General features: G+C 50.0%; 13 protein-coding genes, 3 riboswitches and 1 other annotated feature. Of the genes, 1 reads left to right on the top strand and 12 read right to left on the bottom strand.

Features of this window, described 5'->3' with window-relative positions:
- Positions 1–314 (bottom strand) — a sequence feature (16S ribosomal RNA rRNA prediction is too short).
- A 494-nt stretch (positions 315–808) separates the two neighbouring features.
- The 9 genes from B212_RS0123780 to B212_RS0123820 all read right to left on the bottom strand — a co-directional run bounded on the left by B212_RS0123780 (position 809) and on the right by B212_RS0123820 (position 13,784).
- Complete coding sequence (locus B212_RS0123780) at positions 809–1,618, bottom strand: transglutaminase-like domain-containing protein (RefSeq protein WP_019913673.1); 810 nt, start codon at positions 1,616–1,618, stop codon at positions 809–811.
- Positions 1,619–1,631: 13 nt separating this feature from the next.
- Positions 1,632–1,712, bottom strand: a riboswitch (cyclic di-GMP riboswitch).
- A 73-nt stretch (positions 1,713–1,785) separates the two neighbouring features.
- Positions 1,786–1,866, bottom strand: a riboswitch (cyclic di-GMP riboswitch).
- 83 nt (positions 1,867–1,949) lie between these two features.
- The gene (locus B212_RS0123785) at positions 1,950–2,606 is read right to left on the bottom strand and encodes a sortase (protein WP_019913674.1); all 657 of its coding nucleotides are present in this window, start codon (positions 2,604–2,606) and stop codon (positions 1,950–1,952) included.
- Positions 2,607–2,636: 30 nt separating this feature from the next.
- The gene (locus tag B212_RS0123790; RefSeq protein ID WP_019913675.1) at positions 2,637–3,041 is read right to left on the bottom strand and encodes a GtrA family protein; all 405 of its coding nucleotides are present in this window, start codon (positions 3,039–3,041) and stop codon (positions 2,637–2,639) included.
- On the bottom strand, positions 3,031–4,023 hold the full coding sequence (locus tag B212_RS0123795; protein WP_019913676.1) for a glycosyltransferase family 2 protein: 993 nt from the start codon (positions 4,021–4,023) through the stop codon (positions 3,031–3,033). Before B212_RS0123795 ends, B212_RS0123790 begins: the two co-directional genes overlap by 11 nt.
- Positions 4,024–4,072: 49 nt before the next feature.
- Positions 4,073–7,897 (bottom strand): phospholipid carrier-dependent glycosyltransferase, encoded by a 3,825-nt coding sequence (locus B212_RS0123800; RefSeq protein ID WP_019913677.1) that lies wholly within the window; start codon positions 7,895–7,897, stop codon positions 4,073–4,075.
- Positions 7,894–9,882: a hypothetical protein gene (locus B212_RS0123805; protein WP_019913678.1), complete on the bottom strand. Its 1,989-nt coding sequence runs from the start codon at positions 9,880–9,882 to the stop codon at positions 7,894–7,896. Before B212_RS0123805 ends, B212_RS0123800 begins: the two co-directional genes overlap by 4 nt.
- 183 nt (positions 9,883–10,065) lie before the next feature.
- Entirely contained in the window at positions 10,066–11,466 is a 1,401-nt protein-coding gene (locus B212_RS0123810) for an NCS2 family permease (protein WP_019913679.1), read from the bottom strand.
- A 125-nt stretch (positions 11,467–11,591) separates the two neighbouring features.
- Positions 11,592–11,691, bottom strand: a riboswitch (purine riboswitch).
- 107 nt (positions 11,692–11,798) lie between these two features.
- Entirely contained in the window at positions 11,799–12,407 is a 609-nt protein-coding gene (locus tag B212_RS0123815; RefSeq protein WP_019913680.1) for a DUF6707 family protein, read from the bottom strand.
- A 438-nt stretch (positions 12,408–12,845) separates the two neighbouring features.
- The gene (locus B212_RS0123820; protein WP_019913681.1) at positions 12,846–13,784 is read right to left on the bottom strand and encodes an NADP-dependent oxidoreductase; all 939 of its coding nucleotides are present in this window, start codon (positions 13,782–13,784) and stop codon (positions 12,846–12,848) included.
- A 368-nt stretch (positions 13,785–14,152) separates the two neighbouring features.
- Here B212_RS0123820 and dgt point away from each other — a divergent pair, with 368 nt between their 5' ends.
- Positions 14,153–15,616, top strand: coding sequence for a dGTP triphosphohydrolase (dgt, locus tag B212_RS0123825; RefSeq protein WP_019913682.1), 1,464 nt, complete (start codon positions 14,153–14,155; stop codon positions 15,614–15,616).
- A 259-nt stretch (positions 15,617–15,875) separates the two neighbouring features.
- On the opposite strand, the gene guaA is transcribed toward dgt, so the two are convergent.
- From guaA to B212_RS0123845, 3 genes are all read right to left on the bottom strand, one after another.
- The gene (gene guaA, locus B212_RS0123830; RefSeq protein ID WP_019913683.1) at positions 15,876–17,414 is read right to left on the bottom strand and encodes a glutamine-hydrolyzing GMP synthase; all 1,539 of its coding nucleotides are present in this window, start codon (positions 17,412–17,414) and stop codon (positions 15,876–15,878) included.
- Between the two features lie 334 nt (positions 17,415–17,748).
- Entirely contained in the window at positions 17,749–20,061 is a 2,313-nt protein-coding gene (locus B212_RS0123840; protein WP_019913685.1) for a DUF4129 domain-containing transglutaminase family protein, read from the bottom strand.
- Positions 20,030–21,364, bottom strand: a complete 1,335-nt coding sequence (locus B212_RS0123845) for a DUF58 domain-containing protein (protein WP_198015884.1) — start codon at positions 21,362–21,364, stop codon at positions 20,030–20,032. The genes B212_RS0123840 and B212_RS0123845 overlap by 32 nt, the downstream gene beginning before the upstream one ends.
- Between the last annotated feature and the right edge of the window lie 77 nt (positions 21,365–21,441).

Raw genomic sequence — 21,441 nt, forward strand, 5'->3', positions numbered from 1 at the left:
TACTGCTGCCTCCCGTAGGAGTCTGGGCCGTGTCTCAGTCCCAGTGTGGCCGTTCACCCTCTCAGGTCGGCTACGCATCGTCGCCTTGGTGGGCCGTTACCCCACCAACTAGCTAATGCGCCGCAGGCCCATCCTCTAGTAGCAGATTGCTCCGCCTTTCATCCTTCCTTCAGGAGAAGAAAGGAATTATCCGGTATTAGCTACCGTTTCCGGTAGTTATCCCAGTCTACAGGGTAGGTTGCCTACGTGTTACTCACCCGTCCGCCGCTAAGCTTACCCCGAAGGATAAGCTCCGCTCGACTTGCATGTATTAGGCACGCCGCCAGCGTTCGTCCTGAGCCAGGATCAAACTCTCCAATAAGGACGCTTGCTTCGCAAGCGTCACCTGTATCCTCTTCGGTCCAACTCAAACCTGAGCGGATGAAGAGGATACAGTATAGAAAGAGCGATTGCTCATTTTGAAACATCTGACGAGAATTTGCATTCTCATTTTGGAAGTCACTTGCGTGATTTCCGATACTCACTCGTTGTTCAGTTTTCAAAGATCAAGCTCGTTGTTGGCGACGATGTTCTCGTCAGCAGCAACTCTTATAATATATCACATTGATTTCAGAAACGCAACAGTTTTTTTCGAAACAACTTACTCCGCTATTTCTTATTAACTTTTGCCGCGCTCTAACAACGCTTAATCATAATACCTCATAACCCTATGAAAAAGCAACCCCTATAAACAAAGAAAGATAACCCGCTTAATATTTAAGCGGGTTATCTACGAATTAGGCTAGATTATGAAAACAACGGCTTATTCTTAGTAGAACTTAGCTGCAGAATATTTGCTGGCATCTTTGATCAATCCTGCCGTCTGGCTGTTCTTGGCCAATCCGGCATCTACAGTTGTATCAATAATTACCCATTTGCCATTCAGTAAGACTTCGTTCCAAGCATGATAGGTAGAAACGTAGCTTGAGTTCCCCATAACCAGCTTGGTAGGAATACCTTCACTGCGAAGCATGGTGGCAAACAATGAAGCGTAGTCGTAGCAGATCCCCTTTTTGGTGAGGAGAGTATTGTCATTGTTAGGGATGTAATCCGTTGAAACATTGGAAGCTAAAGTGTAGTCGTATTTCACGTTAGAAACGATATAGTTGTATATCGCTTTTACCTTTGCTTCATCAGTTGTCAGACCTTGCGTTAGTTGCTTAGCCTTCAGAACTGTTGTATCGGAAGAACTCCATTTCACGTTCTGTACGGAGCCCAGATATACGGCATTTGCATTGCTCAGACTGAGATCTACGGTTTCGGAAGAAATCACTTTGTATTTGTTGCCGGTAGTGTTCTCAAGTACAGAAACTTTATAAGAGCCATTACCTTGCTGCAGCGGGAACGTTTCGGTTTGCTTGGAGGCATAGAGGTTGTAAGTGTAGCTGTTGCTGTCTTTGGTGATCATAAGCTTGACACGCTTGTCCTTGGGAACGGCATAGGATACCGAGATAACCCCCTGATCCAATTGAGCTGTATTCAACCAGCCAGTGTCCGTGCTTGCGGCCTCAGCAGAACCCGCTTGAACAGAAGTGACAACTACGAACAATGTTAATAATGTAAAAAAGAATTTCTTCATGGATAAAACTCCTTTCGGTAGCTGGCTGCCATCCTTACGGGAAGACCCTTTAGCTTTGCGTCCCTACCTTTCGATAGGTTTGCCGTTATCGTATAAGTTCTATCTGTTCTTATTTCTACTAGAAATTACTAGATTTAGCTTAAGAACAAACAAAAAAAGCCTCTTCATTCGGTAGCTGGCTGCCATCCTTACGGGAAGGCCCTTTAGCTTTGCGTCCCTATCTTTCAATAGGTTTGCCGTTATCGTGTTTAGCTTTTATAGTTATATAGTACCATATATATCTCTATATTCAAGACCCAAATCACTAGATTCACACTATTTTATTTAAAAATCAGGATAGCTTAGCATGCACAATGAGACGGTGGGTTGGATTGATCAATGGATCGCATGTAATCAGGGTAAGTATTTTGTCATCGTTATGCCCGTTTAGCACCGAAATATCTGTAGGCTCTACGATAGAGATATCATAAACGACGTATTTGAAATCCTGCCCGCTTGTTGTAACAGAAATGGTGTCGCCGATCTCGACTTCGTTCAATCTGTTGAAGAGTCTCCCCGTTGTTCTTGATCTGTGGGCTGCAATCGCGGCATTGCCGACCTCGCCGATCGGAGCTGTCTCCTTCATATGGGCAGCGGCATGCTTCATGTTGGCTTTGGTTGCCCCTTCAAGGATAGGCAGCTTGAGGTTGATTTTGTCGATTTGGATAATTCCGATGATCTTGCCCCCTACCTGAATGTCGGGAGCCGGCGATTCAGCCGCTTCTGCCTGTTCATCCGCGGAGGATTCCTCTGACAGCAGCTTGGTGACTGCCGCATAGGGCTTGCTCAGGTCTGGCCCTGACGGCGGCGCAGGCGTAACTTCGCTATAGGCCTGTTCGGCTTCTTCCAGCAGCTTCTGCTGCTCCCAATCGTTGTACCACTCGTTCGCTTTTGGATACAGCATGATAAGAATCCCAGCAAGTATAAGCAAGAATGAGAACTTACGCATGAACAATCACCTCCGTTTAGTTATGATACCTCAGAATACCCATTTGCGGCTTCCAAAAAAATTGATAATTACGGTCACGAAGGTGACCAGCACTTTGGCAATCAGCACCTGTACAGCAAAACGGTCCGTCAGCAAATGCATCAGCAGCACCGAGATTCCCAGCACAGCCAGGTTAAGCACGATAAACCTCACAAGCTGCATCCGGTCAAAGCTGTCTTTGCTCCCCCTGTCCCGGTCACGGAACGTCACTTTTTTATTCCAAAAAAAGCTGTTGGCTGTACCAGCACTATACGAAATAATCTGTGCCGGCGTGTTCATCATTCCAAGGGAATGCAGCAGTGTAAATACCGCAAAATCAATCAGTGTGTTCAGCAGGCCTACCGCATTGAATTTTAAAAACTGGATGAATCCCGCGTTCAGCTTCTTATCTGACATAATCCCGTTCCTTCCGCTTGTCCAAGCTCTCTACATCAGCATCTTCTTCATTAGTGTAGCCCCTGGTCTCGCGCACGATATACAGCGGTCTGTCCTTGGATTCATCATAAATCCGCCCGATGTATTCCCCAATCACACCAAGGAGCATCAGGACAATACCGTTAAACAGCAAATTCACGCCCACAATAGAGGCCCAGCCGGGGACGGTCCATGAGGTGAAAACCCTCTGGAACAAAACAAAAAACAAATAAAGGAAGCTGGAGAACGATAGAAAAAAGCCGACGTATGAGGCGATTTTGAGTGGCTTATGCGAAAAGGAGGTAATGCCGTCCAGCGCAAACCGGATCATTTTTTTCAAAGGGTACTTGGTTTCGCCTGCGAAACGCTCCTCACGCACATATTCCACCATCGTCTGCCGGAAGCCTACCCAGCTCACCAGCCCTCTGACATAACGGTTCTTCTCCTTCAAGCCACGCATTACATCACACACTTTGCGGTCGATCAAGCGGAAATCCCCTGTATCGGTGGGAATATCTACACTGGTCATGCTGCTGAGCAGACGGTAGAACATCTTGGCGGTTGCTTTTTTGAAAAAAGTTTCTCCGTGGCGCTTGAGCCGCTTGGCGTAGACGACCTCGTAGCCCTCTTTCCACTTCGCTATCATCTGCAAAATGACCTCAGGCGGATCTTGCAGATCCGCATCAATCACCACAACCGCATCGCCTTCAGCATAATCCATCCCTGCCGTTATCGCTACCTGATGCCCGAAGTTACGCGAGAAGTCGATCAGCTTGACATGCTCGTCACGGCTGCTGACCTCTTGCATAATCCCGGCTGTCCGGTCCCGGCTCCCGTCATTGACGAAGACCAGTTCGTAGGAATCGCCGCATTCGTCCATTACCTTTTTGAGACGCTCGTACGTATGCTGAATGACTTCCTCCTCATTGAACATGGGGACAATTACACTGTATCTGGCTTTCACTGTCGTTCCTCCTAATTTTTTTGTGAGCTTACGCTAACTGAATGGCCGGCTAGAATACCCAGGAAGGGAACCAGCGCAGCATCACCTTCACGTAATCTTCGCTGACCTGCATACCTGACAGCACAGGGTAAAACATTACAAAGAGCAGCGCCGCAACAGCGACATATGCATACCGCCAGGTTTTTGCCTGGGGGTACTTGCTGTCGAGCAGCTTCATGATATAGACGATAGCCAGAATCATGAACGGCACCATTGCGAAATAATGGTAAAGGAACGTCTCGCGCGGTACCAGCATCCAAGGCACATACTGGGAAAGGAAGCCGATCCAGATCATGTACAGGCTCTTGTCTTTACGCTTCACTGTCAACCAGAGCGAGGCCAGCAGGGCGAAGATTCCTGTCCACCAAATCAACGGATTCCCCATAGTGACGATGCTGCTCACCTGTCCTTGCGGCAGACCTTCGCCCCCGCTGAAGAACCATACCGGACGTTTCATAAACGGCCATTCCCACCACGATGAAGCAAAAGGATGGGTGGCGACAAGCTGGCTGTGGTAATTGTACATGTTCTTTTGGGCTTCAATCAGTCCCTTAATTGTATAACCCTCCGCCGAAACAGACAGTACTGGGATAAAGGACAAGCTGTAGATGACTGCCGGGATAATGACGAAGAACAGCACACAACTGAGCAGTGTGACGATGGTATTCTTCCAGAAACGCTGCTCCGCATTGAGACAGGCAGCCTTAAGCTCCTGGTCGCTTACTTTGCCTTCAGCAAGCACACGCCCCGCAGCTCTGTATTCCTTGTAGCGCTCAAAAAGCGCAAACGCCAGCATAATCGCAAGTCCCGCGCCTCCGTAGATTACAATCCATTTCGAGGCAACCCCGATGCCAAAGAACAGACCGGACCAGAACAGCGGCACCAAGGTCTTGCGCAGCGGAACGCGGTAGAAATTCATCGTGTAGTAGCGCTGCATGAAATAGAACATCAGCATGATGAAGAATACACCGTAGACATCAATTGTAGAAATACGCGTCTGGGTAAAATGCATGAAATCCAGTGCGAACAATCCGGCGGCAAGCGCGGCGTAGGTGGTCTTTTTGAACAGCCGCAGGGCCATAATGTAGATCAGCGGCAGCATGGCAACACCAAACAGAGTACCGATAATCCGCCAGCCGAACGGATTGACGCCGAACAGCTCCATCCCTACAGCAATCAGCAGCTTGCCGAGCGGGGGATGGGTATTCTCATATGGAACAATGCCATGTGTGTATTCATAGGCTGTCCGAGCATGGTAAATTTCATCAAAATAGGTGCTGTTCATAAACCCGGAGTTTTCCGGGATGAGCGACTGCTCGTCAAACAGGTTGGACGGTGCCCCCCTTTTGGCGGCGGCAGACGCATCCGGCGTGACGCTGGCTACCGGAAGCGGTGTTTTGCCTCCTCCCTGCTCGTAAAAGGCCATTTCATTCAAGGTGAAGCCCGGAGAGGTGACGGTCAGCTTCACGTATCTGGCCGCCACGTTCAACGGCTGGCTTTTCCAGATAAACACGTTGCCGACATCCTCATTGACATCTAAAGGGCTGCTCCAGTTATCAGGAGACTGGCTGAATTCCAATTTGAATTTGCCGGTGCCGACCCCTCCGAAAATATTTACGCGCTCCAGTTGTCTGCTCTGGCCGAGGTCCACATAGAAGCTCTCGCCGCTGGCGGCAGGCTGCCATAAGGTCTCCGGGGCTTTGGTTGATCCGAGATGAAACAGAGCCAGTGCCGCATACACGGCGGTAATGCCAAGCATCCATATCCAGTCCTTACGCTGCAGCCTCAGCAAACCCAGCCTGCCGCTCTGCTGAACCGGACGGATTCCTTCGGCAAGCTCCAGATCAGCCTCATGATTCTCTGCCGCTGACGGCGGCGGGAGAAGAAGCTTGATCTCCTTACGGACATATACCACATACCCGACATACAGCATATATAACACCAAAGCGATGTTCGCAATCGCAGTCACAAGAACAATGCCGTCCGAAGGCGGATTATTGCCGGCATTCAGATGGGCCAAGGTATACCCCACGTTAAGATATTGCGTTAAAGTAAATCCAAGAAAGATTGTCAGGAACCGGCGGTCCCGGCTCTCGATATAAGTGAACAGGCCTAGAATTAACGCCGGGTACATATACCGCTCATGCATTTTTGTGCCAAACACGAACACGACTGCGATCAGAACCATACCGATGAAGAAGGACTTGGACAGCTCCTTGCGGTCTTTTTTGAAGGAATAATACGCTGCAAGGGCAACCGCCGCCAGGATGAAAATAAATCCCCAGGTACGATAGGTGATCCCGAGCCACATTGAATCAATTGCGGACCACATCGGTGCAGTCAGCGCATATAGATTAAAGGCATTCACCGTAGAATACGGATAGGAAGACAAGGTTCCCTTATACAGATCTATAAGTCCGCCGAGTCCGCCGTTATTCCAAAAGAATGGAGCCGCCAGCAGGCCAAAGATCCCCAGACCATAGAGGGCGCCAAACGCAAGCTGCTTCCACGCCCGGTGATGATAGAAAGCAAACAGCAGCACAGGGGTAAAAATCAGCGCCTGCGGTTTAACCAGTGTGGCTAAGGCAAAAAAGATGGCTGAACGCACAAAGGCTTTATCGGATGCGCCCATAATACTGAGCAGCAGGAATACCAAAAAGAAAGAATCCGCTTGACCCCAAGCGGCGGAATCCATCAGCACCGCCGGATTGAAGAGGAACAGCAGCATTAAGCCGATGGCCATACCGGAGCCGAGCTTCTTACGCCCTGCGCGGTAAATCAGCCAGCCCAGCACCAGGTCGGAAAGGATTGCCGGCAGCTTAAAGAGCAGCGTCTCTCCGCCCGAGCCATGCGCAAAACCAAACAACCCGCGAATGAGGCTGAGAAGATACAATATGTACAAATATCCCGGAGGATAATCGGCAAAATACCCCTTTTCATAGAATTTGCCGGGTCCCAGGTCAACCAGCCGCTGGCCCCAGGCGATAAAGGTGTTCATGTCGTTCTGATACCCCTGTGCCGTCAGACCAATCCAAATCCGCAGAATAAAAGCTATTCCGAATACGATATACAGCCATCTGGTATAGATGCCGTCCGTTTGGCTCAGCAGACGGTTGCTGCGGAAGGCTCTATTATAGAGGAAAGCGAAAAATACGCTGAACAATGCCGAGAGCAGCAGCAGCTTGGCGGGAGAAACCTTGTGCGGCGTCTCTGCAGCCTGACTTCCCGCATTCTGGGCTGCTGCTTGCGCATCGAGCGAAATAACACTGACCCCGTCAGGAGCAGCAGCCACTTGCTCTACTGACAGATCATCAAAGTACGCTTTGCCCTGAATAAGACTGGAATACCCGCCCAGGGCAGCGCCGATGCCAAGCGTTTTTTGCTCTGGACCGGTCTGGCCGTAGAATTCAAGGTACTGCCAATCTCCGGCTGTATCTGTGGTTGCGGGATACCCGCTGCCAATGCCTACCGGGAAAATATTTGCGCCGAGACCCTGGCCCGCAGTGCTGACGATTTTGACATAGCCAGAAATCTTGTAATAGCTCTTCGGCGCAACTGTAATATTCTGCACCCATTTCAGATGATTCGGCTCCAGATTCTCAATCACCGCCGCTTTGCTGCCGGAATGGACCACTTCCGACTGTACCGAGAGCAGCCCGGAGCTGTCCCCGGAGATCCACATATCCTTGGTCCAGCCCGAAGGAGCTCCATCCTCCCCATCCTCAAAGCCCGGATTCTGCAATAGATTGCCTTCTGCATAAATGCTTGTTACAGGAAGCGTGAACAATAACAGCATGAATACAATGATTGCGGACGCGCGTAAACTCTTGATCATCGTTCCAACCTCACCTCGTCAATATTAATCCAGCCGTTCCCGCCGGTTATGTAAATCTCGGCCTGCTCACCCTGGTTAAGCGTAGCAGCCGGAAGTTTAATAGGATGATATTCCTCTCCCGCCGTCAGTTCGGCCTCCGTGCGCACAGCGCCATTTACCCGGATGCCAATCCTTCCCCCGTCCCCTCCGGCGCTCACCATAACGGATAGTTTATAGACGCCAGTCCGGGCGATAAAGTTCTGCACTATGCTTTTGTCGGAACCGATATCGAGATAAGCATGGCCTGCTCCCGAGTAAGGATTATTGGCAGCTACACCCGTTCCCGCTGAAAAGCTCCAGCTTGAGGCTCCCGCTTCAAACCCTCCGTTAGGAATCTCAGCCTGAACGCCCTCTGCATCTGGAGAGGCTGCTTCTGTGTTATTGATAAGCACGCTGTAATTGGCGAAGCGCTCAATCGTATAATCCCCGGCCACAGCAGGCAAAGGCTCATTATTCCCAAAGATATATGCCGAATGCCCCGGCACAATGTCCGGATCGCCAAACCGGTACCGGCTAAAAGAAGCAACATTCTGAAATGCATCTCCGGGATTGGTGTAATGGACCGAATTCAGAAAGTCATGCGGATTGATTTTCTCATAAAACAGCACATAAATATAGGGCATATTCACTTTATTGGTGACGTAGATTTCTCCGCTGCTTGCTTCTGAAGCATACTGCACGGCAGCACCGAGTGAATCATAAAAAGCCGGACCGATCTGCTTGGGGAACTCCCGAAAATAGGCATTTGTAAAAAAGCCAAACATTACGGCGAAAGCAGCGACAGACAGTATACCGACAAGCTTCACCTTATGGTACAGCCACATTGCACCTACAGCGACCAGCATAATCAGCGGATAGAAAATAATATTGATCCGGTTGATGTTCACATCGGTAATCAAGGCCATCAGCACGGCGACCAGCAGCCACAGCAGCATGACTGCTTGCAGTGGACGCTCACGGCCGCTTGTCCGCAGCGCATGAATCATGACAATAAGCCCGAGCAACGCAAAAGGCAGCGCAATCGGATAAGCATACCCATAAGGAGAAATGGAGTTCCACAGCAGCCCATCGCTTCCACTGCGCATGAGCTGGATGAAGCTGCTAAAGTGTCCGGCTGCAGTCTGCAGCAATTGTCCGCTGAATACAGAGGAAATCTGCTCCACCCGCGGCGTTGTCAGCTTGGGAATCGTAAAGAGCCCCGCTGCAATCTCTTCAAGCTTATAATGATTAATTACTATAAATAATAGTATAGGCAGAGCAAGGAGCACAAATAGAATAACGTTCCATATCATCGTCCGAATTCTCAGCGCTCTACTATACAATAGAAGAAATGCTGAGCAAATAGCAAATATTGGAACAAAAAAATAGGCTGTACCATAAGCATAAAGTGAAATTGCCAGGATTATGGTGAAACCGTAAGACCATTTTGGAGTCTGGAATGATTTCAATAGAAACAAAACGGCAATTAATATTAGGGTAGGGAACAAATTGGATTCCAGCGCCCATCTGGACATCATAATATGCCAAGGGTTGATGGCGATAAAGAACATGGCGAAAATCCCTGCGGCTCTGGATGGAAATAGTTGTCTCATACATAAGCAGAAAAAAATCATCCCAAGAAGGCCCATCACCAGACTAAGCGCCCGCACGGATAGCGGTGTCAGCCCGAATAGAAGCAGGAAAGGCATGGATAGATAGGCGTACAGCGCATTCTGCCCGCTCCCCCAGGCGATAAGGTGAACCGGCAGTTGAACGCCGTTGCGGTCTATCCCGTAATGCAGAATCGCATAGGCATCATATCCGATGGATGCTTCATCCTGATTCAGCCCCTGGGGGATGGAGCCGATATATATCGTTCTTATAATGGCCCCCACCAAAAAGAGCAGCACTGGCCACGGATTGTCTATGCAGGCCCGATAAGCCCGTTTCAATAAGCCGGACAACATGAATCACCTCTTCAACAATATAATCTAAATATTGGGTGAATAAAAGACCGTATCGGAGGTTGTCCCAAACTCCACGTAAAAAGGCTCCTGTAAATGAGAAAACGGCCCCTTCATATAGCGAAGAGGCCGGAACACTTATAGAAAGAACTTGAAAAATACTAATAAGGTGAAGTGACGATACGCTTAGCCTTGGCTTCCAATCAGGATATAGCGCAGCACAATCAGAACGGCAAGCACCCACATCATCCAGTGGATGTCATATTTCTTTTTGCCCGCCAGGTTGCCTACACAAGCGAGAATGACATACGTAACAATCCCGAAGGAAATTCCGTTCGCAATATTATAGGTGAAAGGCATAATCGCGAAGGTCAGGAAGGCCGGAATCGCCAGGACCATATCCTGAAAATCAATTTCGCGGATGGATTGAGCCATCAGTACACCGACGATAATCAGTGCAGCCGCAGTAGCGGGGCCAGGGATGAGCGCCACTACTGGAGCCAGGAACAACGCAAGCAGGAAGCAGACACCGGTTGTGACGGCAGTCAGACCTGTACGTCCGCCTTCAGCAACCCCGGCAGCACTCTCAACATAAGCAGTAGTGGTGGAAGTACCGAGCATTGCACCACCGGCAACAGCTACCGCATCAACGAACATCGCTTTGCCGACGCGTTTTTTTCCTTCTTCGGGATTCTTCATAATTCCTGCACGCTGTGCCGTACCAACAAGTGTACCAAAGGTATCAAACAATTCTACGAAGGTGAATGTGGCAATCGCGGAAACGATACCGGTGTGCATAATGCCTTCCCAGTCAAATTGCCAGAAGTTGAGCTGCGAGAAATCAGGAACCCAGTGATTGTCAGTGCTCGACAGGCTGCTGAAATCAACGACACCCATTAGCATAGCAGCTACTGTCGTGCCCAGAATACCAAACAAGATTGCACCACGCACGTTCAACACCATCAGGATGGAAATCAGCAGCAGGCCGATGATCACCAGTTGTACGTTGCTGTTCTCCAGACTGCCCATATGGATAACCGTTTCAAAGGACAGCACATCTGTAAATTTATTAGCGGCGATATCTTTGCCGGCTTCAACGCCGATCGTCATCAGTCCGCTGTTTTTAAGACCGATAATGGTAATGAACAAACCGATACCAACGGTAATAGCATGCTTGAGGCTGTCCGGAATAGCGGTAAGCAGAATCTGCCGGACCTGGGTAACCGTAAGCAGGATGAAGATAATCCCGGAAATAAATACGGCGGTCAGACCCATTTGCCAAGTAAACGGATGGTCAGTGGTCTGCGAGGACAAAACTACGGAAGCAAAATATGCATTAAGGCCCATACCAGGCGCAAGCGCTACAGGAAAATTAATGAACAGCCCCATCGCAATTGTGAAAATTCCCGCCGCCAGCGCGGTAGCCAGGAATACAGGATACCAGCCCATCTCAATGCGGCCAAAGGCAGTAAGTGTGCCCGGATTAACCGACAGGATATACGCCATTGCCATAAACGTGGTCAAACCGGCCATAATCTCTGTGCGCACTGTCGTGCCGTTTTCTTTCAACTTGAAAAAGCGGTTCAAATTGTTCTCCCCCTAAGGTTGTATGTTGTCTGCAAGCAACAGAAAAGCCGGTATCTTGGAAGACACCGGCCCGAAAAAAAGAACAGCTCTCCTCCCCTGCGGATGAAAATCCGAAGGTTAATAGAGGTCTTGCTCTTCTTAATCGTAGCCAGGTCATTACGGTGACCTCGTAGAGACTTCCGGGCCGATTCCCGGAATTATACGAATGTTTATGCTGCTTTAGCGCTTTTTTATTTTAGGTGTAGGTGACATGACTTGTCAATGGTAAATACGAACATTATGCGTAATGTTTTTGTTATTGTTCGTAATTCGGACAATTTCACGTCTCTAACCTAATGGTAGCTGTAATTAGGCAGCTTCAGCAGCTCAGCGATGTACTTCTTAATCTCATCTTCTAGCTTGTCCTTGTCTATGAGAGGGTATCCCTCCATTTCCCGGCATTCCATCATGCCTTTCAGAGCGGAGAAGCGGTAAGCTGCGGCGATTGCAGACGTTGACGCTTGTCCGATTTTATCCTGAGCGGTGAGGTCTTCAAAGGCCGTGCGGTTTTTGATGCGCAGCCGAAGCTCCTGCTTCGCGTCACGGTCCATCAGCTTGCCCGGTGTCAGATGATCCGCCTCAATCTGCGCGATGATCGCCTCAGCCTGCTCCAGCTCCCCTTCCTCCCGCAAAATCCTTGCCTGCAGCGCCCGTACAATATGTATAAACGTCCACACATTATAGTTGTTGTTGAACACCAATCCGTCTGTCAGACTGCAACCCTGCTTCGCAGAGCCTATATCTCCGTTGATATACAGCAGCAATACCAGATCCGACAGAGCCTCCATGTCCGCTGCGCTTTGAAAAGATATTTTCTTGGCAAGCTTGCGGCTCAGGCTTCCTACTTTCTTGTTCGGGCTGTTTGCAGCAATCTGCGTGAATAATGTTGCCGTGTCCTCCATATGGTTCAGCGCTCCTTTATGTGCGGGTGTAACTCTATAGTAATTTCTACAGCAGATCAAACTCAAATCCGCCGAAAAATAGGATCTGTTGCGTTCTGTGCAGCAGATTATGTGAAAAAGCTCCTCTGCACCCGGAAACCGGAGAATCAATTGTACGAATTACAGCAGAAGGCCATTTCCTGCATCAAAATAATCATTCTAATACACAAAGTGCTGTCATCTCTGTAATAAACTGGAATAGACAGTAGGCGTTCCCTTTGCTGCACAAGCAAAAGGGCATCCTGGTTAGGGATGCCCCTCTGCTTGGCCTATAGCATAAGTGGAAACGGCTACGCCGTCCTTAGAAGGACGGTATCCGCCGCAGCGAGAAATATAAGGATGATTGGTGTAAAACATATAAATCCTTATATTTTATCTCCGGTCAAAACACCAGCTTCCTTAGGCGAACGTTATGGCTATTTTGCCGACAGCATGATGGGACTCACTTAATGCGTGGGCATCATACAATCCTTTTTGCGAAAAAGGAAACGTAGCTCCGACTACTGATCTTACTTTCTTCTGCTCGAGCAGGCCGGCAATTTCCTGAAGCTGCTGTCCATTTGGCTCCAGCCATATGTTTTTAGCGGTTACGTCGTATTCCTTGACCAGCTCTTCATCAAAATTGCTGACAATGGATATAATTCGTCCGGTATGTTTTTTCAGCACTTTGAAGCTGTTCTTCTGAACGTCTCCACCCATCGTATCGAACACAACGTCCACATCGGATAAAACATCTTCAAAATTGGTCGTGCGGTAGTCAATAATCTGGTCAGCTCCGAGTGAAGCAAGCAGCTCATGGTTGCGCTCACTGGCAGTTGTTATAACGTAGGCTCCGGCTTGCTTGGCAAACTGAATTGCGAACATGCCCACGCCGCCTGCGCCTGCGTGAATTAATACCTTTTCTCCTCTAGCCAGTCTTCCATGCGTAAAAAGCGCCTGCCAGGCCGTCAGCCCTGCGAGCGGAACGGACGCAGCTTCCTCCCAGGAGATATTGGCAGGCTTCCGTGCAAGCAGGTGATCATCCACCAAAGTATATTCGGCATAAGTTCCAAACCGGGTAGTATCCGGACGGGCAAACACTTCGTCTCCCACTTTCCAGTCTGTTACCCCGCTGCCGACTTCCGTAATTGTTCCGGCAACATCCCAGCCCAGAATAATTGGAAACTCCCAATCCATAATTTGCTTTAAGTAGCCTTCACGGAGCTTCCAGTCAATGGGATTGATTGAGGTAGCCGCCGCTTTGACTACGACCTGATTGGCTTGTGGAATAGGATTTGGCACTTCTCTTTCCTGCAGCTCTTCCTTACCCCCATAACGATCAATGACGATGGCTTTCATTTCTTGTCCTCCTCACAGATTTTTAGCTGATCTTCAAAGGTATTATTCATCTCTTTGCACAAAAAATGCATACGATGAAGCAAATTAGTTGACCTATCAATTAATATATCAAGTATTATACTCTTAATTAAAAAGTAATCAAGGATGACCGGACTTTATTTGTAACGAAGGAAAATTATAAATTTCCAGACAAAAAAACCTTCAAACCCACGGCTGATGTCGTAACCTGATTTTCCCTTTCTTTTCTTTTTGATATAATTAACTTGTTTGATTGTTAATATTCTGAAATACTGGATTTTTCTTTTGCCGTGCTTATGTTTTATGTGGAAACCGCTTCAATTATTAAGTAATTTAGAGGAGGAATGATGATGAATTGGAAAGAACTGTTAAGCGTAAAAAGAAAGAATAATAGTGAGATCACAAGAATGGAAAGTAATGTTACAATCAACCCATTTGATTTTGATTATCGCCGCATTGTGCAAAGTGCTTCATTTAGACGCCTTCAGGATAAAACTCAAGTTTATCCATTAGAAAAAATTGACTTCGTACGAACTCGGCTAACCCACTCCCTGGAAGTTTCAGCTATTGCTGAAGGTATCGGACAATTAATTGTCAAAAACTTATATGAATATCATTTGAAAAACAGTAATGACGATATTGAAGAATTACCAGATGTGTTGAAGTGTGCTGGTCTTATTCATGATTTAGGCAATCCACCTTTTGGTCATTTTGGTGAATATGTCATTCAATCATGGTTCAAAAGGAATCTTCAAATTCTTCAATTCAAAGGATTGCCACTTTATGTAGATGAAGGTGAATGCGTTCTTGAAGATTATTTGGCTAAAGACTTTTGCAACTTTGACGGGAATGCCCACACATTTAGAATTGTAAATCGTTTACATATTGATCGCGGTATGTCTGGGTTGAATTTGACGAATGCTGTTTTGAGTGCGATTGGGAAGTATACCGTACCTTGTACAGAAATTCGTAAAAATAAAAAGATTACAGCCAAAAAAATAGGATACTTTTACTCAGAAAAGGACGATATACTTGCTATTGCTAAGGATGTGGGAACACTTGCAGATGATAAAAAGACAATACATAGACATCCACTTTCATTTATTGTAGAGGCAGCAGATGACATTGCATATCGACTTGCTGATTTAGAAGACACTTTCAAAAAAGGATTAGTATCGTTGTCAGACCTGATAAGTTATATGAATGGACGATTACAACATTATCAATCCAAAGCGAATTTGGATAAAACAACCCTCTTAATAAAAGAATTGTCGGAATTACGTAATGCGGAAGACACTGATAGCGATTATAACGTACTAAATACATGGTTGTTTGATGTTCAAATTCATTTGATGAATGCAGCAAAGTTCAGTTTCACAAATAACTATCAAGATATAATGGTTGGTACATACAATAATGATTTATTCAAAAACACTTATCATGAATACACTATGGAAATACTAAAGGATGTCTCAGTGCAGTATGCTTTCTCAAACAAAGATGTAAATGTTTTAGAACTTTCTTCAGAAGTGATTATAGAGTATTTCTTGAATAAACTTGTACCAGCACTAATCAAATATGAAACAAGTGAAATGTCCCCAGTGGATAAGAAGTTTATTAAATTAATTTCTGACAATTATCTTAAAAATTATAAACTTGTTGCCAATAAACTTGAGGCTGAAATGGACGGAAGCGAACTGGAGATGCATAAGTTATACCATCGCATTCTTGTCGCAGTCGACTTTATAGCCGGAATGACCGATACGTACGCAAGGGATTTGTATAATAGTTTACAAGGAACCAAATCAAACTGACGTTTTATATACTCGTAGACAAAATGATATTGTCACTAACTAATAATTCCGCCATTTCTTAATTAATCTAAAAAACTTGATATTCTTTCTTAATTTTAGTCATAAAAAATACTCCCTTCTATCTGCAACACAACACAGATAAAAGAGAGTATTTTTTGCAATCTATAGTCGCAGGTGGGATTGAAACTTTATAATCAGCGATACTACAGATCCTTAACAATGTGGCTATTAAGCATCCGCCAGTATAAATATTTCCAACCTACTCCCACTCAATTGTAGCAGGCGGTTTCGAAGTAACGTCGTAGACGATGCGGTTAACGTTGTCCACTTCGTTGACGATGCGGACGGAGATTTTCTCCAGCACATCCCAAGGGATACGGGCCCAGTCGGCGGTCATGCCGTCGATGGAGGTTACGGCGCGGATACCTACGGTGTAGGAATACGTACGTTCGTCACCCATAACGCCCACACTCTTCATGTTCGGCAGGGCAGTGAAGTATTGCCAGATCTCGCGGTCGAGACCCGCTTTGGCGATTTCCTCGCGCAGGATATAGTCTGAATCACGCACAATGGCCAGCTTCTCCTCAGTAACCTCACCAAGTACACGAATGGCAAGTCCCGGACCCGGGAAAGGCTGACGCCAGACGATGGCATGCGGCATGCCCAGCTCTTCGCCGAGCTTGCGGACCTCATCCTTGAACAACGTGTTCAAAGGCTCGATCAGGCTGAACTTCATATCCTCCGGCAGTCCGCCGACATTGTGGTGCGATTTGATCGTTTGTGCAGTTGCCGTGCCGCTCTCAACGATGTCGGTATACAGTGTGCCTTGAGCCAGGAAAGAAAAATCGCCCAGCTTGGCTGACTCTTCGTCGAAGCAGTAGATGAACTCATTGCCAATGATTTTGCGCTTCTGCTCGGGGTCGGATACACCCGCCAGCTTGTCCAGGAAACGGGCGCGCGCATCAATTTTTACCACATGAATATCGAATTTGCCTACGAAGGTCTCCATTACACTCTCGGCTTCACCTTTGCGCAGCAAGCCATGATCAATAAACATACAGGTCAACTGGTCGCCGATGGCCCGGTGAATCAGCATCGCCACGACAGAGGAGTCTACGCCGCCGCTGAGTGCGCACAGCACTTTTTTGTCTCCGACTTTATCACGAATATCCTTAATGGCATCCTCGATAAACGATTCCATGGTCCATTTGCCCTCGCAGCCGCAAACCTCGTACAGAAAGTTCGAGATTATCTCGTTGCCTTTCACAGAGTGGCGTACCTCGGGATGGAATTGCACAGCGAAAAATTTGCGGTCCGCATGGCTCATTGCCGCAATTGGAGCACTCGCAGTACCGGCATCCAGCTTGAATCCGGCAGGAAGCTCCACTACATGGTCGCCGTGGCTCATCCATACACTCTGGCTGCTCTCAAGTCCGGCTGCAAGCACAGCACCCTGCTCAAAATCAACATTAGCCTTGCCGTATTCCCGTTTATCCGCACGTTCAACCTTCCCGCCCTGCTGATGGGCCATGAGCTGCATGCCATAGCAGATACCGAAAATCGGCAGCCCCAAATTATAAATAGCCGGGTCTACATGTGGTGCATCCTCGGCGTAAACGCTGCTTGGTCCTCCAGAGAAAACAATCCCCTTTGGCGAAAGTGCCTTGATTTTCTCAATTGGCGTATTGTACGGCAGAAGCTCGCTGTAAACCCCCAGATCCCGAATTCTGCGCGCGATAAGCTGGTTGTATTGTCCCCCGAAATCGAGAACGACGATAATTTCATTTGGCTTGTTCATTACGTGCCTCCCTTGATTATTGGATTCATTATACTCATGGTTAATTCTTACCGTCAAGGAAAGGAGGGCAGTTGGAGGAGATGCTTTTGTCCTTGCCGGGCGGGGGATGGGACGATTTCAAGAGGGGCGAAAAAGAGGGTCACCAGCTTTTGGAACTGTATGCGTTTTGAATATGAGGACGCAGTCTTTTTTCTATTGGAAAAGTTAAGGAGATGATGCTTAACTCAGCGGAATACTGGTGGATTATCACACTTTGCTGAAGGAGCTGCCATGCTCCATATAGTCTTTGAACAGCAGGGCATTCCCCGCATATGGCGGCGAACCCCCTTGCTGATTAACTTAAGCGAAAAGCAATGGTCAGGCAGGTGCTGACGAAGGACGCCGGGCGGGATGGCCCGTACACGGCGGGTGCGGCGGGGCTGCTGTACGCCAGGGCTTCCCACTGGCGTACGAACTGCCGGACCGCGGTGCGCAGCCCCGCGTCCTCAATCGCCAGGGAGGCTGCGTACTCCCTGGCTGTCACGCCGGGCGGCGGCGGGCCGTACCGCGCCGCCAGCCCGCGCCAAGCCAGAGCGGCTGCGCGCAGTTGCCGCTCGCGGCTCACGCTGCCGGTGCGGCGCACCGCCGGCAGCAGAGCCAGGCAGCGCCGCCAGCGCCAGGCGGCGGCAAGCCCCAGCGCCGCGGCCGCAGCCGGCGCTGGCAAGTGCCCGCCCGCCTGCGGCAGGGCGGGCAGAACGTCCGCGCGCTGCGCAGCGGCGGACACGGGGGGCGCCGCCGGGCCTGCGGCAGCGGCGGGAGCGGCGGCGGGCGTGGGGTCGAAGGGGACCCAGCCCGCGCCGGGAAAGTAAACCTCCACCCAGGCGTGGGCGTCGCCCTGGGTGACATTATAGCGCTGCGGCAGGGGATCGGCCGCCAGCGTTCCCGGCCCGTAGCCCTGGACGTAACGGGCCGGAATGCCCGCGCTTCGCAGCAGCACGGTCATTGAGGTGGCAAAATGCACGCAGTAGCCCTGCTTCGTTGTGAATAAGAAGTCATCCACAAAATCCGCACCGGACGGCGGCACCCGTGTCTTCAAGGTGTAGGTGTAGCCGCGCTGCAGATAATCCCGTACAGCGGTAACGGCATCATAGCGGTTGCCCGCAGAAGCTGTGAGCTTAGCGGCCAGGCCGGTTACTCTTACAGGCAGCAGTGCAGGCAACTGCAAATACAGGCTCTTGACTGCGGAGGGATCATCGCCTGATGCCTTGCGCAGACTAGCCGGATCACTCTCCGGCACAAGAGAGTCAACGGTATATTCCGCCACTTTGGCGGAGCTGGCGGTCTCCGGGAGCCGGAAGCTGTTCATCGCTGCATTGGTCAGCACGTAGCCAAGGCGGCTCCCGTCTGTGAGCTTAATGGATTCCACATCAGTCACGGTTCCCGCACTGAAAAGCGGCTGGCTGCCGGAAGATGGAGCAGCCAATTGAATTCTTTGAACCACCCTGCGGCCTTCCCCGGCACCAGACTCAATCAAATCCTGACCGGAAACAGGCAGGCCGGTCAGACTAAACGGCATAAGCTCCTCACTCTCCCTGATCCAGCGGCGTCCGTCATAATAGGCAAGGCTCTCCCCCCGCCAGTAGGACGGCTGATTGGTGAAGACACTAAAAACAGCCTCCGTGCTGGGAGACAGCGGAGCGCCAAGCTCAGTGTCTCCTGAACCGTAGCCGGATCTGCCGGCCTGAAGCTGGAGCTCCTCAGAGGACTTCGACAGCTCTCCTGCGGCCCAGACCTGGATTGTGTCGTAAACCGGCTGCAGCGTGATTGGAACTCCCGGCCGCGAGCCTTGCAACTGGCTGCCAGCCCAGGCGGCTCCCGCTATAATGAATGCAGCGGCCAGCGCAGAACCTCCCCAGCGGCCATACGGGAGAGAAGCAGCACCGGTTCGCTCCTTCAGGTACAGCAGCCGGCTCATGGCTTGCATCCATAGAATCAGCCCTGCGGAGATAACCACATCAACGGTTGTATTTACAGCGAAGCCCATATCCAGCACCAGAAGATAGACCAGTGTTACAAGAGTAAACAACGCCGTGCTGCCTCTGTACAGCGCAAGCTGCTGCACAGAAGTAACCAGCAGTCCCCAACCGAGTACAAGGATCAGCAGTCTGCTGTCACCACTCAAGGAGGATAGCCGGCCTGACAAGAGCAGAGCGGCATCCTCCGGGATTTGGGCAATGTACACTCCAAGCCACCCTATGCCTTCATTGGCGACGCATATATAGAGCCAGGTCAGAGCAATCAGCAGGAACTGTCCGGCAAGCTGAAGAGCACCCGGAAGCCGGCAGCTCCCCCACAGCAGCAGCGCTGCCGCGGAGAGCATCAGAATTTCCAGCAGATGGGCCGTATCCGCCACTTTGGCAGACCTGTGCAGCGGGAGCAGCCATTCTGCGAACAGGCCGAAAATGGCCAAAGAGAACAGCAAACGATAGTGCAGGGGGATACTGCCCCTGATATCGTCATGGCTGTCCTCTGTGCCGCTCGCCTTTTTCCCTGCTGTGAATTGCCCTTCCTGCCCGTTCTTATATTCCTCACGCTCCGGTAATTGAATCAGGTATCCTTCCGTTTCCGGCAGAACTCTACCGCGGCGTTGATTTCTCAGAACATTCACGAATATCCGCCCCCTTGTAGCCATATGCCGGAGAAACATCGCTCAGGCAATACACCCGCGCCCCCAGTCTTGCCAGGCTGCCGCCGATTGTATCTGCTGCACGCTTTTTAGGTTCGGAGGCCGCTGGAGCGGGTCCATCCCAGACATAATACAGCTCGACCTTGACCCCCTGCACGAGGAAGCGGACAATCGTCCGGGCGGACTCTTCCGTCAGCCGGCCTGTAATGACGGCAACGGTCATTCCCGGAATCCAGCCCCGTGAAGCGTCTTCCAGCAGCCTGCTCAGACTGCGTTCGCCGTCCGGTGCAATCTCCGTGAGCATATCCTGCACCCTGCCGGGGATTTGGCCGAGTCCCTCATGTCTGGCCATGCCTTCGGGCCATCCGCCGCTGAAGAGCTGCACATAAGAACCGGACCGCTCGGCTGACAGCATAAGACCCATAGCTGCAGAAACAGCCCGTTCGAACGCCGGAGTCCCTATGCCACGCTGGCTGCGCGGGGCCAGCGCGCCGGAAGGAATTTCATAATCCCGGGGACTGCTTGCAAGAACAATACAGGACATATGCCCTTCTTCCCGCTCCGGCACTCTGCTCTGCAGCGCCCCCTTGCGGGCGCTGCTCTTCCAGTGAATCCGGCTGAGCGGATCACCCGGGGAATACTCGCGGATATCCGCCGCCTCAGCATTGTAGTTCCGGTTACGGCGCTTAAGCATAATGTCTCCAGCGATTACGCCGCTGTCAGGCACTGCCCCGCCCAGGTACAGCGGTCTGGGCAAAACCTTGAAGCTGTCCTTGCCCTCAGGCTGACAGCCGCCTGTGAACAAGCCGGTCAGCCCTCCCCAGCTTACACTGCATCCATGAAGCGTATGAATGCCTCTGGGCACCTCATACAGCTTATATGTGAAGGCCAATGAACGCCGGAATCCCGGAAAAAGCAAGTGCTGATGCACCCCGCCGCCATAGTGGTCGGCGACAATCATCCATGGCAGCGGAATCCCTGCCGAGAAGCTGACCTGCACTTCTACGGTCAGGGTATCTCCCGCCACCGGGCGGAGAGGAGAAAGACTGCGGGTAACCTTCACCTGCCGCGGCCCCAGGAGCTGGAGCAGCAGTCCGCCCAGCATAAGAAATCCGCAGGCCGTCAAGAGGAACAGCAGCGATGCGCCTCCCCTCCAGGCATACAAGGAGGCGATAACCCCCGCCGCCAGAAGCATTCTCAGCCATTCTCCCAGGGCTGTCCGCCCGCTGGGGAGAGTCAGGCTTTTGACATTTTCGGTGTGCTCCGTTAGTGATGATGAGGACAATGGGATACCCATCCTTTGGTCATAGACTAGCTCCCCTTAACCACTGCACCGTATTTAAGCGGCGGCCAGGAGCCTGT

Source organism: Paenibacillus sp. HW567, from assembly GCF_000374185.1.
GTDB lineage: Bacteria > Bacillota > Bacilli > Paenibacillales > Paenibacillaceae > Paenibacillus_AQ.

Bases quoted from the DNA above. Each gene is read 5' to 3' on its own strand.
- dgt (WP_019913682.1), top strand. From the start codon at position 14,153: ATGAATTGGAAAGAACTGTTAAGCGTAAAAAGAAAGAATAATAGTGAG.
- guaA (WP_019913683.1), bottom strand. From the start codon at position 17,414: ATGAACAAGCCAAATGAAATTATCGTCGTTCTCGATTTCGGGGGACAA.
- B212_RS0123820 (WP_019913681.1), bottom strand. From the start codon at position 13,784: ATGAAAGCCATCGTCATTGATCGTTATGGGGGTAAGGAAGAGCTGCAG.
- B212_RS0123780 (WP_019913673.1), bottom strand. From the start codon at position 1,618: ATGAAGAAATTCTTTTTTACATTATTAACATTGTTCGTAGTTGTCACT.
- B212_RS0123785 (WP_019913674.1), bottom strand. From the start codon at position 2,606: ATGCGTAAGTTCTCATTCTTGCTTATACTTGCTGGGATTCTTATCATG.
- B212_RS0123800 (WP_019913677.1), bottom strand. From the start codon at position 7,897: ATGATCAAGAGTTTACGCGCGTCCGCAATCATTGTATTCATGCTGTTA.
- B212_RS0123790 (WP_019913675.1), bottom strand. From the start codon at position 3,041: ATGTCAGATAAGAAGCTGAACGCGGGATTCATCCAGTTTTTAAAATTC.
- B212_RS0123815 (WP_019913680.1), bottom strand. From the start codon at position 12,407: ATGGAGGACACGGCAACATTATTCACGCAGATTGCTGCAAACAGCCCG.
- B212_RS0123805 (WP_019913678.1), bottom strand. From the start codon at position 9,882: ATGTTGTCCGGCTTATTGAAACGGGCTTATCGGGCCTGCATAGACAAT.